Here is a 12,166-nt window from a genome sequence, read left to right on the forward strand (position 1 = left end):
CAACCTTCTGAGACTGCGCTATTTTTTCTCAGACGACCCGTAGGCACACCGTTTACAACAGAGAAGAAGCGAAACCGCCATGCTCAAATACCTTTCCCGGCCCGCCGTGAGGCTGGTCGAGCGCTACCTGCCCGACCCCTACATTTTCGTGCTGCTGCTGACCGTGATCGCCGCCGCCGCCGCCATCGCCGTGGAGCGCCAGACACCACTGGCGGTGATGCGCTTCTGGGGCGACGGCTTCTGGAACCTGCTGACCTTCTCGATGCAGATGCTGCTGGTGCTGGTGACCGGCTTCATGCTGGCCAGCTCACCGCCGGTGAAGCGCCTGCTGCAGCGCCTCGCCGCGCAGGCCAAGAACGCCGGGGGGGCCATCGTACTGGTCACCCTGGTCTCGCTGGCGGCCAGCTGGATCAACTGGGGCTTCGGCCTGGTGGTGGGGGCGCTGTTCGCCAAGGAGCTGGCGCGACTGGTGCGAGTCGACTATCGACTGCTGGTGGCCAGCGCCTACTCCGGCTTCGTGGTCTGGCACGGCGGCCTGGCGGGCTCCATACCGCTGACCATCGCCACCGACGGCCACTTCACCGCCGACCAGATCGGCGTAATCGGCACCGGCTCGACCATCTTCTCCTTCTTCAATCTGGCCATCGTGGTATGCCTGTTCATCAGCATCCCGCTGGTCAACCGGCTGATGCTGCCCGATGAAAAGGACAGCGTCTACGTGGACCCCAAGCTGCTGGGCGAGGCCCCCGAGACCAAGGGCCGCATCACCCGCCCCGCCGAGCGCCTCGAGAACAGCGTGACCCTGGCCTGGCTCGTGGGCATCCCCGGGGTGATCTTCCTGCTCGATCACTTCCTGCTGCGCGGCGGCGGGCTGAACCTGAACATCGTCAACTTCATGTTCCTGTTCCTCGCCATCGTGCTGCACCGCACGCCACGCAGCCTGCTCGAAAGCCTGCACGAGGCGATCAAGGGCGGCGCAGGCATCGTCATCCAATTCCCCTTCTACGCCGGCATCATGGCGATAATGGTCCAGTCGGGGCTGGCCCAGACCATGTCCGAGGGACTGATCTCCTTTGCCACCGAGACCTCGCTGCCGTTCTGGTCGTTCCTCAGCGCCGGCGTCGTCAACCTCTTCGTCCCCTCCGGTGGCGGCCAGTGGGCCGTGCAGGCGCCTGTGATGCTCCCCGCCGCCGAGGCGCTGGGCGTTGATGTCTCCCGAGTGGCCATGGCCGTCGCCTGGGGCGACGCCTGGACCAACCTGCTGCAGCCGTTCTGGGCGCTGCCGGTACTCGCCATCGCCGGCCTGAAGGCCAAGGACATCATGGGCTTCTGCCTGATCCAGCTGTTCATCACCGGCGCCATCATCGCCGTTGGGCTGACCTGGTTCTGAGCGCCGCCAATGCCTCGGACAACGCCTCGCCCCCAAGCCGGTGGCGAGGCGTTATGCTGGGGAAGACACCCCTAAGGAATACGACAGATGGAAGCCTACGACATGCCCGGCCAGCACGAACTCTCGATGACAGTGCTGATGACACCCGACATGGCCAACTTCAGCGGCAAGGTGCACGGCGGCGCCATTCTCAAGAAGCTCGACGAGGTAGCGTACGCCTGTGCCAGCCGCTACTCGGGCCACTACGTAGTGACGCTGTCGGTGGATCAGGTGCTGTTCAAGCAGCCGATTCATGTCGGCGAGCTGGTCACCTTCCTGGCCAGCGTCAACCACGTGGGCCGCTCCTCGATGGAGATCGGCATCAAGGTGGTGGCCGAGAACATCCGCGACAAGGTGATTCGCCACACCAACAGCTGCTACCTGACCATGGTGGCGGTGGACAGCGAAGGCAAGCCGGCACCGGTACCGCCGCTCGAGCTGGCGACACGGCAGCAGAAGCTGCGCTTCGAGAAGGCCGCGCTGCGCAAGAAGCTGCGCAAGCAGGCCGAGGAGGAGGAGCGCCGCGCCCAGGCGGCCCACGACGACAATTGACGGCGGTCAACCGCAGCCGATGGCGGTGATCACCCCGTCCTCGTCCAGTCGAACATTGAGGCGCTCGGCGCGATATTCCAGGGTGTAGGCGTAGCCGGGGCGCATCACCCGCAGCGCCTGCGCACCGCTGGTCTGCTCCAGGGCCTCACCCAGCGCCTCGCTGTATTTCTCACCGACATGCGCCTGGACCCGCTGGGCACCGCAGGTATCTTCCTGGCGGTCGGCGGCAGGCGGCGGCGGGGCCGGTTCATGGGGCGGTGGCGTGGTCGGCATCGCGGTACAGCCCATCAGCAGCATACCGGTGATGGTCGCAAAAGCGGGTTTCATTGGCATGGGACATCCATTTCTCGCCTGTGTCTTAAAGGGTATCTACAAAAGGACTGCTCTCGACAATAAGCCGTTATCTGAATTATCAGCTGTCAAATGAGGAAATGAACGAAGCGGGCCTTCCCGCTCCGTCCTCAGCACACAGCGTGGCCGCTGCGTCTATGTCATTCAGCGGAGCGTTGAATCGCCTCGCCACCGCGCTCGATGTCCTGCCCGGCCCCGCGTATGGTATTGCAGCCGCTGAGCAACGACAGCGTGAACAGCGAAATCAGCATCACGGCTAGTATCCTTTTCATGGCTATCTCCTTGTGCGCCCCCGGCGCATGAAAGCACCGGACCTACTCTCTTCAATCTAGCACTGACGCTGCCCGCCTGCGTGAATAATGCTCCATCAGCCGATTGGCCAGGCGCCTGTGGCATCATGCAAGGACCGCCCTTGGATGATAAGGAGAGCAGGATGGCCCCCTTCGAGCCGGACGAGCGCCTGGTGGCAGACAGCTACCCGGTCACCGAACTGCCGCTGTGCCAGCTGCGGCTAATGGACGACGCCCGCTTCCCCTGGCTGGTGCTGATACCGCGCCACTCCGGAATCCGTGAGATCTTCGAACTCAGCGAGGCCGACCAGCAGCAGCTGTGGCGAGAGGCGGCCCGTGTCGGCCAGGCCCTCAAGCGGAGCCTCAAGGGCGACAAGCTGAACGTGGCAAGCCTGGGCAACCAGGTCGCCCAGCTGCACGTTCATGTGATCGTGCGCCGCCGCGATGACGCCGCCTGGCCGTACCCGGTGTGGGGCCACGGCACGGCGGTCCCCTACGACCTGGACAGCCTGGCCGCCATGCGCGACCGGCTGCTGGCCCAGATCGAGGGCCTCGACCTGGAGTAGCGCCGGCTCAGCCCCCGAAGGGGCTGGCACGCGACGGCGCCTCGCCGCTGCGCGCGGGCGGCTCGCCCAGCAGCGGCGCCGAGCCGGGCTGACTGACGCCGGTCACCGACAGCGACACTCCCAGTATCAGGATCGCCAGGCCGCCGCCCAGGGCCGCCCAGCTCAGCAGGCGACCGGCGCGCTGCACGCCACCCTGGCGGGCGAGTCGCCTCTCGGCCCAGCCCCGGGCCACCACGCTGGCCAGCGCCAGCCCCGACACGGTCAGCGCCGTGCCCAGCGACATCACCAGTACCGCCGCCACCCCAACCACGAACTGGCCGAGCAGGCTCGCCGCCCCCAGCAGCAGCACCGCGCCCGTGCAGGGGCGCATACCGATGGCCACCACCGTCGCCAGGGCGGTACGCCAGTCGGCAGCCTGCTGCGGGTCCACATGATGATGGCCGCCGCAGCAGTGATCATGGTCATGCTGCGGGTCATGACCGTGATGGGCGCCATGGCCATGAGAGGAGTCAGCAGCGAGAGAGTGCGGCGCCTGCCGGGCGGAGACGGCGCCGCCCGGCATCGGACGGCGCAGCTGACGAATCGCCCGCAGGCTCAGCCAGGCCCCCAGCAGCGCCACCATCAGGAAGCTGGCCTGCTCGACCCATACTACGCTGCCCATCGCCTGGCGGGTCACCCAGCCCAGGCCGTATACCAGCACCACCACCAGGCCGATGGCCACCACCCCCTGGAGCAGCGAGGCGGCGAAGGAGAGCCCCAGGGCACGACGCACGGCGCCCCCCTGCGACAGCAGATAGGTGGTCAGTACCGCCTTGCCGTGGCCCGGCCCGGCGGCGTGGAAGACCCCGTAGCCGAAGCTGATACCGAGCAGCACGGCCCAGGTACCCGCCGAAGGGGAACCGGAGAGCTCGGTGATCGCCAGGGTCAGCGCCCGATGCAGGTCCCGCTGCCAGGCCACGATCTGAAAGCTCAGCGACTGAAAGCCCCCCTGGAAGACCAGGTGGAAGAGCAGCGCGGCCAGCAGCAGCCCGGCGCCTGCCAGCCACCATTTCCCGCCCAGGCGAAGAACCGCTACTCGCATGTCACCTCCCCGGTCTCGGCAAAGTGGCGCCCGAGGCCCGGTACGGCCTCGTCGGTAATATCGAGCATGGCCGCCTCCATGACCCGCTCCGGATCCGGGTCGGCGGGCACGATACGCGTGGTGCAGGCGAGCTCGCCCCCCACCACCAGGGCATCGTCCAGCGGCGTATTGTCCTCCGCCTCATGCACCACCTCCAGGTAGTAGGTGGGATCGAATACCTTGTAGTGCAGGGTCTTGTCCCGCAGCGGCTGCGGCGTCGCCAGCGGCAGCAGGAAGATGAACTCAACGCGCCCGCCACGCGACATCACGGTGTACTCGCTGACCTCACCCAGCGCCAACCGCTCGCCGTCGAGCCGCAGCTCGGTGAAGTAGTCGTGTGGGCGCAGGTTCTCGCGGATCTCACCCCCCAGTTGGTCCAGTCCGGCCTCGAGCCCACCGCCACCGGCGGCGTGCTCCAGCTCCTCGAGTATCACCAGGCTATAGAAGGGATCCATCCGCCAGGCCTGGTGCAGCCCCTCCAGGCGCCCCTGATCATCGACTACCAGCCGCATGCGCATGTCGATCCAGCCATGCGGGTGGGCCAGGGTCAGCCCCGGCGCCAGCAGTAAGGCAGCGGCCAGGGTGGCAAACCCTAGCCAGCGTCGCAAAACGAGACAAGACAGTGTCATGGTGAGGCAGGTGCTCCCGATGGTGAAACGACTACCGATGGTGAAACGACTACCGATGGTGAAACGACTACCGATGGTGAAACGACTACCGATGGTGAAACGACTGCCGATGATGAAACGACTGCCGGTGGGGGAACTGGGCCCCATGGTGAAACGGCTACGGCGTTTCTGCCCAGGGCCCCAGCCCCAGGCGTGACTCGAGGGCGGCGAGCAGCGGGTCGAGTAGGTGTGGCGGCAGCGGCCGACCGCCTCTCGTCGCCGTCAGGCTGGCGCGGGCCCCCTCGCCCTCCGCCGTCACCGACAGCTGAACTCGATAGCCCGGCCAGCGGGACAGCACCGCCTCGGCACGCCCCAGCTCGGCGTCGGCATGACGGATCACATAGCCCTGATCGGCCAGCAGGTTGATCCCCTGGCGCAAGGTGGACTCCGGGGAGGCGGCGTAGCCGAGCTCCCGGGACTCCGGAGCCATGCCACCACCGGTCGCGCAACCGGTCAGCCCGGCCGCCAGCAGCAGCGCAATCAAACAGCGCATCATGAGGCCTCCCGCGGGTCGACCCGCTCCAGCGCCTCGCGCAGCTGACGGCAGTAGTCGGCATCGCTGGCGCTGCGCGATTCGCGCTGATCACCCTGCCAGTCGATCACCTGAATATCCCGGCTGATCCGCACCGCCTGCCCATCGGCCACCAGCGAGACCCGCTCTAGCCGGGTGGCATCTCCGCGCATATAGCCGACGCTGCCGAAGCCGACCATCACGCCGGTGGAGAAGCCGCCGCCGCGCCCCACGCCATAGCTGCCGAACCAGGTGGGCCGGGACCAGCTGTCGTAGGGGTCACCGTAGCCGGGCACACGGCGACGCCGCTCGACGCTGATCACGCCCAGCGCCGGGTCGGTATGGCGCACCTCGTAGCCTTCTCCTTCGAATACCGCGGCCGCACGGCGCACCCACTCGACCGACGACACCTCACCGGCCTCCCAGCGGCACTCGGCGGCCGGGGACGGTTCGGCCGCGGGCAGCGCGCTGGGCGTGGTCTCACAGCCGGCCAGCACCAGCAAAATGGGCATCGGCCACCAGGGGCGCATGGCATCTCTCCTGAGCCGCTTTCGGTTGGAATTGGACAGTCTACGCCGACCCGGGGCTATGCAACCACCGCAGCCAGCAGCCACGACCCGGCATCGACGCTCCTTGAGAGTCCCACCGACACCAAGGGTTCCTCGGTCTGCCGCCGCCGGCGGCAAAATGGCGCAGCCCCTTGAAAAGCAGACCGCCGAACGGCATCCCATGGGGAGAGGCTATGGCGGCGATGGCAAGATTTGGCTTACCCACTACCCATCAAGCGCTTACACTGGTCACCTGTTTTCCAGAGCCTTTATTCCGGAACCGAACGCGACCAAGGAGGCACTCGCATGACCGACACCAACGCCATCGGCCTGCATCACGGCAGCGCCAGCCAGCTGGCCGACAAGCTCAACGCCCTGCTGGCCAACTACCAGATCTTTTACATGAACGTACGCGGCTATCACTGGAACGTGAAGGGGCCGCAGTTTTTCGAGCTGCACACCAAGTTCGAGGAGTTCTACACCGACCTGCTGACCAAGGTCGACGAGGTGGCCGAGCGCATCCTGACGCTGGGCCACACGCCGGTGCACGCCTACAGCGACTACGTGGCGATGGCCGAGATTCGCGAGGACAAGGACGTGCACGACGGCGAGGCCTGCGTACGCGGCGTGCTCAAGGGGTACCAGACCCTGATCGAGCTGCAGCGGGAGATCCTCGCCCTGGCCGACGATGCCGACGACGAGGGCACCGCCGCCCAGGCCGGCGACTATATCCGCGAACAGGAAAAGACCGTTTGGATGCTTAACGCCTATCTGGGCTAAGAGCCCTCGGCCAGGTCCTCGACCAGCGCCCTGAGCAGGCTCCAGAACTCTTCCACGGACTCCAGCTCGACACGCTCATCGGGCGAGTGGGCACCGCGGATCAGCGGGCCGAAGGAGATCATCTGCATCCCGGGGTACTTGCCGGCGAGAATGCCGCACTCCAGGCCCGCGTGGATCACCTTGACCGCCGGATCGCCGCCCAGCTGCTGACGATGCAGGCGACAGAAGCGCGCGAGCAGGGGGCTGTCGGAGGCCGGGGTCCAGCCGGGATAGGCGTTCTCGACCCGGGTCTTCGCACCGATCAGCTCGAACAGGGCGCGGAACCGGTCGGCGATGTCCCGGGTCGCGCTGTCGCGCAGCGAGCGCACCAGCGCACAGAGATGAAAGCGGCCATCCTCCAGCCCAACCACCCCCAGGTTGTTGGAGGTTTCCACCACGCCCTCCACCTCGGGGCTCATGCGCTCCACCCCGCAGGGCGCGGCGTGCAGCGCCGCCACCAGCATGCGACTGGCGTGGGCATTGAGCGCCTGGGCCGGGGGCGACATCAGCGGGTGCAGGGTCAGCGTGAGCCCGTCGTCGACCCCGGCCAGCTCGCCACGCAGCTCCTGCTGCAGGGCGGCGACCCGCTCGCTGGCGGCCGCCGCCTCATCGGCCGGCAGCACCAGGGTGGCGAATGCTTCCCGCGGCAGGGCGTTGCGCAGGGTGCCGCCATGGTAGTCCACCAGGCGCGCATCGAAGGCCTCCAACGAGCGCAGCACGCGCACCAGCAGGCGGTTGGCGTTGCCGCGACCGCGGTGGATGTCGATCCCCGAGTGACCGCCCACCAGGCCGGTCAGCGACAGCCGCAGGGCCACCTCGTGCTCGGCCAGCGGGGCGGTCGGCAGCGCCGCCTCGACCACCACGTCGGCACCGCCGGCACAGCCGATGAACACCTCGCCGCGATCCTCGGAGTCCAGGTTCAGCAGCACCTGGCCCTCGAGCCATCCCTCCGCGAGATTCAGCGCACCGCCCATGGAGGTCTCCTCCTCAAGGGTGAACAGCGCCTCCAGCGGGCCGTGGGTCAGGCTGTCGTCCTCCAGAATGGCCAGCGCCGCCGCCACCCCCAGGCCATTGTCGGCCCCCAGGGTGGTATGGCGGGCATGCAGCCAACCGTCGGCCACATGGGTCTCGATGGGGTCGCGGGTGAAATCGTGGGGGTGCTCGGCATTGGCCTGGGCCACCATGTCCAGGTGGCCCTGCAGGATCACTCCCGGAGCGCGCTCGTGGCCGGGCGTGGCCGGCTTGCGCAGCCGCAGGTTGCCGTGGGCATCGCGGTCATGGGCAAGCCCCCGGGCATCGGCCCAGCGCTCGAGCAGGGCGACCAGCTCGGCCTCATGGCCGGAGGGCCGCGGCGTGTTGCACAGGGTGCGAAAGTGGTGCCACAGGGGCTGCGGCGATAGCTGCTCGAGGTGTTCGTTCATGGCGAGTCTTCATCGAGGTTAACCGCGCTACCTTACCGGGCAAACGACGCCGGGAAAAGCGCTCAGTCGGCCGTTGTGGCCTCGAGCAGTCGCACCACCGCCTGGCGAAGCTGCGCCACGACCTGGCGACGCCCGGAAACTCCCAGCCGCGCCGCCAGCCAGGCCATATCACGCCCCTGAAAGGCCCAGGCCACCAGCCAGGCGAGCGCCGGGTCGCGGCTGCCGTCGACGGCCAGGCGACGCAGCAGCGCCTGCAGCGCGGGGCGCACCGTGGCCGGCTCGCGGCGACCATGGGCCACATCGTCCAGGTCTCGACGGTCGGCGGCCGACAGCGCCGGCGGCGCGCCCTCCCCGAGCAGTGCCAGCGCCACCTGGGGGTCCAGCGCCTTCAGCTCGAAGGCCAGCAGCGCCGGCAGCAGGCGCTGGAAACCTGCCGTCAGCGACTCGGCCAGGGCCTCGCCCCGGGGGCTGGTGGGCACGACGACCATCAGCGCATGCTCACCGGTGGCGGTCTCCCGGGACAGCCCCAGGCGCACCGCGCGAAAGCCCAGCGCCCGCCAGAAGGCGATCAGCTGTGGCTCGGCGCCGAAGCTGGCCCCCAGCAGGTCGATGCGCGCCTCCCGCGCCGCGGTCAGCTCGGCCTCGAGCAGGCACCGCCCCAGCCCCTCGCGGCGCCGCTCGGGATGCACGGCGATACGCTGCACCCGCCGCAGCCGCGCGGTCAGCGCCTCCCGGCAGCCGGCATGGGCCGCCAGCGACTGCGCCAGCAGGTGCCCCGGCGGGCGGCGCTCGCCCCGCGCCACCCGCTCGGCCAGCGCGGCGGAAAAGCCGCCCTCGTCGCCGCACACGACCACCGCCTGGGGGCGCCCCTCGGCCTCCAGGGTGGCAATGCGCAGCCCGGGAGCGTCGAGCAGGCGCCGCAGGTCGCCGGGTGTGGTCCGGTAGTGGGCCTGGACCAGCAGGCCGAAGAGGTCGCGCAGCGCCGGCTCTCGGTGGGCCAGGTCGTCACGCCGCCAGCGCCGAAGCGTCGGGCTCGATGCCGCGGCAAAGGGAGGCGGCTCGGCATCGAGCAGCAGCAGGTCGGCGAGGCGTCGCTCCAGCGGATCCCCCGCCGCCCAGCGAATCGGCGCGGCCAGGTGCATCTCGCGCCAGTCGGGCGTCTGGCGCATCAGGCGGTCGCGAAAGCGCAGCGCAAAACCGCGGCCAGAGCCTTCGTAGCCATGCACGGTGGTGGCGAAGGCGATGCGCGGGAAGGCCGTCAGCCACTGCCCCAGCAGGGTGGCGGGAATCGCCGCCGCCTCATCCACCAGCAGCAGCGCGCCGGGCCCACCCGCCTCACCGCGCTCGGCCAGGGTCGCCAGCTCGTCCGGAGCGCAGAACTCGACCCGGCCGCCCCCCGCGTCGATGAAGGCATTGCCCCGCAAGCCCCCCTCCGGACACAGTCGCTCGAGCCGCTCGAAGAGCGCAGCCACCGCCGCCGGGCGCGGCGCCGTGACCCGAATGTGCCGCTCGCCGGCCGCCAGCAGTCGCGCGCAGGCGATCCCCAACGCCGCCGTCTTGCCGCGGCCGCGATCGGCGGTCAGCACCAGGGGGCGGCGGCGGCGCAGCCGGACCAGGCCGGCGACCGCCGCGGCCTGGTCATCGGTCAGACACGCCGGATCAGCGCCGGGCTCGCTCGCACGGGGCGAAGCGTCGGGCAGCGTCGGCAGCCAGGCCCCTTCCCTCGGCCCCCAGCGCGCCACGTTACCGGCCGCCGAGAGGCGTCGCGCCAGGCGCGACAGATAGCGCGAGCCGGGGTGCTCGCCGGAACCGCCGTCGAGGTCCCCCGGCGCCCCCCAGGGCGAGGGAGTCAGCAGCAGCAGCAGGCCGCCGGCGCGCAGGGTGCCGCCCAGGGCACCGAAGGCGTCGGGGTCGAAGTCGGCCTCGCCGGACACGGCATCGACCACCAGCAGGTCCTGCTCCCCGCCCAGGCGGGTACGCGCCCGCGAGGGGGGCAGCCAGCACTCCGCCTCCAGGGCTGTCGGCGGCACCGCCGACACCCAGCAGGGCCGTCGCCAGCCGCCCGCCTGCCACAGCGCCAGCGCACACTGCCGACATTCCGCCGGCTCGCCGCTCACCCACACCAACCCCCGCCAGCCAATCCGCCCCAACTGGTATGACCAATTGAACAGCTCCTCTACCTCGGACTCCATCTGCCACCTCGTCACGCCCAGAAACTGCCCATTCCCCAGCAAGAAGAATGCCGCAGCGATTAGCCATTGGTCGCAACGGCTCGCCCGACAATGACTATAAGCTTGCTAACATAGCCGCAAATTTATCCGACGTTCACGCCTCAAACGCTCCGGATCCGCCACATTTACCGGAAGTTTCCCCTTCACCCACGACATCGCAGCGCAGCACAGGAGTGCCAAAAATTGGTATTACCAATTTTCCAAACTTGAGCACTCCGGGGGGCACCTATAATCTCTTTCCCTGGAACTAGGCCTTTTCCTACAACAATACCCGTCACAGCAAGTGGAGTCGTGTCTATGCAAGTCTCATCTGGCACCCGCACGTCCGTACGTTTTGCGCTCAGCGGCACCGCCGCCGCCGTCATCCTCGCCGGCGCCACCCTGGCCAGCACCGCCAACGCCCAGGAGCGCGTCCGCTGGCAGGTGCCCATCGCCTTCCCCTCTCACCTGGTCGGCCTGAGCACCCCGGTGGTGCATCTCTCCGAGACTCTGGAAGCGATTTCCGGGGGCAATATCAATCTGCGCTACTACGAGCCAGGCGAGCTGATCCCGCCCTTCGAGATTCTCGACGCTGTCTCCGAAGGCCGCTACCCGGCCGGCTACACTTGGATTGGCTACGACCAGGGCAGTATTCCGGTTCTGCCACTGCTGTCGGGCCCTCCATTCGGTATGGAGCCCCCGGCCTTCATGGCCTGGCACTACTTCGGCGATGGCGACGAGCTGCTCCAGGAAGTGTATGAGCCCTATGGCGTCAAGGCGCTGCTGTGCGGGGTCATCGGCCCGGAGGCGGCCGGCTGGTTCGCCGAGCCGCTGGAGTCCCTCGATCAGATCGACGGCCTGCGTATCCGCTTCGCCGGCATCGGCGGGCGCGTCATGGAGCGCCTGGGCGCCTCGGTGACCATGCTGCCGGGCGGTGAGCTCTACCAGGCCATGGAGCGTGGCACCATCGACGCCATGGAGTTCTCCGCGCCGGCGGTGGACCGCATCCTGGGCATGCAGGAGATCGTCCAGAACTACGTCATGCCGGGCTGGCACCAGACCTATACCACCTCCCACCTGCTGGTGAACCAGGAGACCTGGGATGGCCTCACCGACCTGAGCCGCGCCCAGATCGAAACCGGCTGTCGCTCCGCTACCCTGTTCGGCTTCTCCGAAAGCGAATGGGAAAACCCCCAGGCGCTGGCGGAGTTCGAGGCCGAGGGCGTGAATGCCCAGACTCTGTCGCCGGAGATCCTCGCCGAGCTCGAGGCGGTGACCATGCAGGTGCTGGAGGAGATGTCCAGCGACGACGCGCTTTTCGCCCGCGTGCTGGAAAGCCAGCGCGAGTGGATGGCCGTTCACGGCAACTGGCACTCGAAAGGGTACCTGCCACGCTCCTACTACGCACCCAAGTCCGACTGATCCAACACGGCTGAGCCTCAGGGGGCCGCAAGGCCCTCTGATGCGTATTGCTCTGCTTCCGGTTACATGAGGCCGCTCATCGATGTCCACACCCCATGCCGATCACGAGTCGGCCAACTCGCCTCACCCACAGCCTCCGGCTCTGCCCACCAACCGGCTGAGCCATGCGCTCGACACCGCCATCGCGGCAATTGGCAAGACGCTCTCCTGGCTGTGGATCGCGACCCTGGCCGTCGTGCTGACCAACGTCTTCAGCCGC

13 protein-coding genes are annotated in these 12,166 nt (G+C 68.3%); 5 read left to right on the top strand and 8 right to left on the bottom strand.

What is annotated here, in order from left to right; genetic code table 11:
• Nucleotides 1-79: 79 nt before the first annotated feature.
• Together HOP52_RS18370 and HOP52_RS18375 are read left to right on the top strand one after the other, a co-directional pair.
• Nucleotides 80-1,390: a short-chain fatty acid transporter gene (locus HOP52_RS18370; protein WP_238978981.1), complete on the top strand. Its 1,311-nt coding sequence runs from the start codon at nucleotides 80-82 to the stop codon at nucleotides 1,388-1,390.
• An 87-nt stretch (nucleotides 1,391-1,477) separates the two neighbouring features.
• Entirely contained in the window at nucleotides 1,478-1,981 is a 504-nt protein-coding gene (locus tag HOP52_RS18375; protein ID WP_238978982.1) for an acyl-CoA thioesterase, read from the top strand.
• A gap of 6 nt (nucleotides 1,982-1,987) precedes the next feature.
• Here the strand turns inward: HOP52_RS18375 and HOP52_RS18380 are convergent, their stop codons facing one another.
• Together HOP52_RS18380 and HOP52_RS18385 are read right to left on the bottom strand one after the other, a co-directional pair.
• Nucleotides 1,988-2,314: an I78 family peptidase inhibitor gene (locus tag HOP52_RS18380; RefSeq protein WP_238978984.1), complete on the bottom strand. Its 327-nt coding sequence runs from the start codon at nucleotides 2,312-2,314 to the stop codon at nucleotides 1,988-1,990.
• 158 nt (nucleotides 2,315-2,472) lie between these two features.
• The gene (locus HOP52_RS18385; RefSeq protein ID WP_238978986.1) at nucleotides 2,473-2,604 is read right to left on the bottom strand and encodes an entericidin A/B family lipoprotein; all 132 of its coding nucleotides are present in this window, start codon (nucleotides 2,602-2,604) and stop codon (nucleotides 2,473-2,475) included.
• Between the two features lie 161 nt (nucleotides 2,605-2,765).
• Here HOP52_RS18385 and HOP52_RS18390 point away from each other — a divergent pair, with 161 nt between their 5' ends.
• Nucleotides 2,766-3,188 carry an HIT domain-containing protein gene (locus HOP52_RS18390; protein ID WP_238978987.1) on the top strand — a complete coding sequence of 141 codons (423 nt, stop codon included), beginning with the start codon at nucleotides 2,766-2,768 and terminating at the stop codon, nucleotides 3,186-3,188.
• 7 nt (nucleotides 3,189-3,195) lie between these two features.
• Here HOP52_RS18390 and HOP52_RS18395 read toward each other — a convergent pair whose 3' ends face one another.
• From HOP52_RS18395 to HOP52_RS18410, 4 genes are read right to left on the bottom strand one after another with little or no spacing between them, the layout of a single operon-like run.
• A complete protein-coding gene (locus tag HOP52_RS18395) occupies nucleotides 3,196-4,269 on the bottom strand; it encodes a nickel/cobalt transporter (protein ID WP_238978989.1) in 1,074 nt (357 codons plus the stop codon).
• Nucleotides 4,260-5,084, bottom strand: coding sequence for a DUF1007 family protein (locus HOP52_RS18400; protein WP_309675203.1), 825 nt, complete (start codon nucleotides 5,082-5,084; stop codon nucleotides 4,260-4,262). Before HOP52_RS18400 ends, HOP52_RS18395 begins: the two co-directional genes overlap by 10 nt.
• Before the next feature lie 10 nt (nucleotides 5,085-5,094).
• A complete protein-coding gene (locus HOP52_RS18405) occupies nucleotides 5,095-5,472 on the bottom strand; it encodes a hypothetical protein (protein WP_238978991.1) in 378 nt (125 codons plus the stop codon).
• Complete coding sequence (locus HOP52_RS18410; RefSeq protein ID WP_238978992.1) at nucleotides 5,469-6,017, bottom strand: hypothetical protein; 549 nt, start codon at nucleotides 6,015-6,017, stop codon at nucleotides 5,469-5,471. The genes HOP52_RS18405 and HOP52_RS18410 overlap by 4 nt, the downstream gene beginning before the upstream one ends.
• Nucleotides 6,018-6,341: 324 nt before the next feature.
• Here HOP52_RS18410 and HOP52_RS18415 point away from each other — a divergent pair, with 324 nt between their 5' ends.
• Nucleotides 6,342-6,815, top strand: coding sequence for a Dps family protein (locus HOP52_RS18415; protein WP_238978993.1), 474 nt, complete (start codon nucleotides 6,342-6,344; stop codon nucleotides 6,813-6,815).
• On the opposite strand, the gene HOP52_RS18420 is transcribed toward HOP52_RS18415, so the two are convergent.
• Together HOP52_RS18420 and HOP52_RS18425 are read right to left on the bottom strand one after the other, a co-directional pair.
• The gene (locus HOP52_RS18420) at nucleotides 6,812-8,275 is read right to left on the bottom strand and encodes an aminoacyl-histidine dipeptidase (RefSeq protein ID WP_238978995.1); all 1,464 of its coding nucleotides are present in this window, start codon (nucleotides 8,273-8,275) and stop codon (nucleotides 6,812-6,814) included. The genes HOP52_RS18415 and HOP52_RS18420 overlap by 4 nt on opposite strands.
• 62 nt (nucleotides 8,276-8,337) lie before the next feature.
• On the bottom strand, nucleotides 8,338-10,467 hold the full coding sequence (locus HOP52_RS18425) for a tRNA(Met) cytidine acetyltransferase TmcA (protein WP_238978996.1): 2,130 nt from the start codon (nucleotides 10,465-10,467) through the stop codon (nucleotides 8,338-8,340).
• A 336-nt stretch (nucleotides 10,468-10,803) separates the two neighbouring features.
• Here HOP52_RS18425 and HOP52_RS18435 point away from each other — a divergent pair, with 336 nt between their 5' ends.
• The gene (locus HOP52_RS18435) at nucleotides 10,804-11,907 is read left to right on the top strand and encodes a TRAP transporter substrate-binding protein (RefSeq protein ID WP_275298287.1); all 1,104 of its coding nucleotides are present in this window, start codon (nucleotides 10,804-10,806) and stop codon (nucleotides 11,905-11,907) included.
• Nucleotides 11,908-12,166 lie beyond the last annotated feature (259 nt).

Origin of the sequence: Billgrantia campisalis (assembly GCF_022341425.1) — a bacterium.
GTDB classification, from domain to species: domain Bacteria; phylum Pseudomonadota; class Gammaproteobacteria; order Pseudomonadales; family Halomonadaceae; genus Halomonas; species Halomonas campisalis.

What these genes read in the sequence shown, in the direction of transcription:
- HOP52_RS18410 (WP_238978992.1), bottom strand. Translation starts at nt 6,017, where the DNA reads ATGCGCCCCTGGTGGCCGATGCCCATTTTGCTGGTGCTGGCCGGCTGT.
- HOP52_RS18415 (WP_238978993.1), top strand. Translation starts at nt 6,342, where the DNA reads ATGACCGACACCAACGCCATCGGCCTGCATCACGGCAGCGCCAGCCAG.
- HOP52_RS18370 (WP_238978981.1), top strand. Translation starts at nt 80, where the DNA reads ATGCTCAAATACCTTTCCCGGCCCGCCGTGAGGCTGGTCGAGCGCTAC.
- HOP52_RS18400 (WP_309675203.1), bottom strand. Translation starts at nt 5,084, where the DNA reads ATGGGGCCCAGTTCCCCCACCGGCAGTCGTTTCATCATCGGCAGTCGT.
- HOP52_RS18435 (WP_275298287.1), top strand. Translation starts at nt 10,804, where the DNA reads ATGCAAGTCTCATCTGGCACCCGCACGTCCGTACGTTTTGCGCTCAGC.
- HOP52_RS18380 (WP_238978984.1), bottom strand. Translation starts at nt 2,314, where the DNA reads ATGCCAATGAAACCCGCTTTTGCGACCATCACCGGTATGCTGCTGATG.
- HOP52_RS18420 (WP_238978995.1), bottom strand. Translation starts at nt 8,275, where the DNA reads ATGAACGAACACCTCGAGCAGCTATCGCCGCAGCCCCTGTGGCACCAC.
- HOP52_RS18395 (WP_238978989.1), bottom strand. Translation starts at nt 4,269, where the DNA reads ATGCGAGTAGCGGTTCTTCGCCTGGGCGGGAAATGGTGGCTGGCAGGC.
- HOP52_RS18390 (WP_238978987.1), top strand. Translation starts at nt 2,766, where the DNA reads ATGGCCCCCTTCGAGCCGGACGAGCGCCTGGTGGCAGACAGCTACCCG.
- HOP52_RS18425 (WP_238978996.1), bottom strand. Translation starts at nt 10,467, where the DNA reads ATGGAGTCCGAGGTAGAGGAGCTGTTCAATTGGTCATACCAGTTGGGG.
- HOP52_RS18375 (WP_238978982.1), top strand. Translation starts at nt 1,478, where the DNA reads ATGGAAGCCTACGACATGCCCGGCCAGCACGAACTCTCGATGACAGTG.
- HOP52_RS18405 (WP_238978991.1), bottom strand. Translation starts at nt 5,472, where the DNA reads ATGATGCGCTGTTTGATTGCGCTGCTGCTGGCGGCCGGGCTGACCGGT.
- HOP52_RS18385 (WP_238978986.1), bottom strand. Translation starts at nt 2,604, where the DNA reads ATGAAAAGGATACTAGCCGTGATGCTGATTTCGCTGTTCACGCTGTCG.